This is a genomic window from Streptomyces sp. NRRL WC-3618 (genome assembly GCF_001280005.1).
Taxonomy (GTDB): Bacteria; Actinomycetota; Actinomycetes; order Streptomycetales; family Streptomycetaceae; genus Streptomyces.
Window position 1 is genome coordinate 1 of sequence record NZ_LGDW01000229.1, and the last position, 1,441, is coordinate 1,441.

General features: G+C 69.5%; 1 protein-coding gene. It reads right to left on the reverse strand.

All coding sequences use genetic code 11. From position 1 onward, the window contains the following. Nucleotides 1–158 precede the first annotated feature (158 nt). On the reverse strand, nt 159–1,397 hold the full coding sequence (locus ADL01_RS20265) for an IS4 family transposase (protein ID WP_053743432.1): 1,239 nt from the start codon (nt 1,395–1,397) through the stop codon (nt 159–161). Nucleotides 1,398–1,441 lie beyond the last annotated feature (44 nt).

The following is a 1,441-nucleotide window of genomic DNA, read 5'->3' on the forward strand; positions in this document are numbered from 1 at the left end:
GTCTGGCCTTGGTCGGCCCGACCAGGGTCATGCGGGGAGTGTCCGGCCGGGGCGGATTGTGATGCTCGGCGCGTTTGAGCTTCCAGTTGGACATCTTGCGTTTGATGACGCGCGGGCTGGAGCGCAACCGCCGGGGTGACAAGAGCCGTTCGCGGATCTCATGCAGGGCCGTGACCAGTGCCCGGGCCAGCCGGGAGGGGGGAAAATGCCGCCTGGTCGGTGACGTGGCGGCGGACGACGCGCAGGGTGCGGGTGAAGGAAATCCGGTCCGGGTCTTGCTCGGATTGCTGTGCGGCCTGGTGCATCAGGTCCCGCAGGGCGTGGTGCACCAGCAGGAAGGCGAAGATCTCCTGCTCGGCGCCGCGGGGGTGCTGGGAGCGCAGGACCAGGCGGGGGCCTCCGAGATGGGTCTTGATCTCATCCAGCGTGCTCTCGATCTCCCATCGCTGGGCGTACAGCGCGGCCAGCGACGCGGCCGGGGCGGTCTTGGGGTCCAGGATGGTGGTGATCAGCCGGTACACCGTGTCGCTGCCGTCGCGGCCGAGCGTGTACTCGATCACCCGGACCCGGGCCGGGTCCGCGCGACGGTTCTTGTCCCGGGCCGCGACGATCTCCGAGAGGTAGGAGCCGTCCTCCAGCAGGGCCCGGACGGGGAGTACGGCGTCGTTCTTGACCCGCCACAGCAGGTCGGCGCCGGTTGCGGCGGCGGCCCGCCACAGGTCAAAGCCGCGAAAGCCCCGGTCGGCCAGCAGTAGCATCCCCGGCGTCAGTGAGCTGAACAGGCGCTGGGCCAGCTCGGTTTCATGGACAGCCAGCGGTCCGGCCTCGGCCGCGAAGACAGCGTGGGTGCCGCACTCGGCCAGCGCGGCCACCCTCACCTGCGGATAGGCGCTCTTCTCCTGTCCGCGGCTGACTCCCGGGCGGCCGAAGAAGGCGGCATTGGCCTCGGTGTCCGGCACGTCGAAGGTGGTGCCGTCGACCGCGACCAGTCGCCACCCCCGATACCAGGCCCCGCTGGTCTCCTCGGTCGCCACCGGCCGGCACACCCGGGCAAACAGTGCCTTCAGCGGCTCCGGGCCCAGTCTCAGACGGGCCCGGCCGATCGCCGCGGTGGTCGGCACCTGCCAGGTCCCCTTCCACCGGCCCATCCGCTGAAGTCCGTGCGTCAGGAGTCGGGCGACCTCCTCATAGCCCTGCCCGGAGAACAGGCACATCGCCAGCACGAAATAGACCACCACCCGGGCGGGCAGCAGCCGTTGGCGCTGCTCAACCCGGCCACATCCCGCGACCACCTCATCCACCAACTCCGGCGGAAACGCGCGGGTCAGCACCCCAATCGCGATCCGATCCGAAAACCGGTCATCCGACGACGACTTCACCTGTCCGGGCCTTGGCACACCACAACCAACGACCTGAAAACCCCAAAGTCACCGGTATTGCG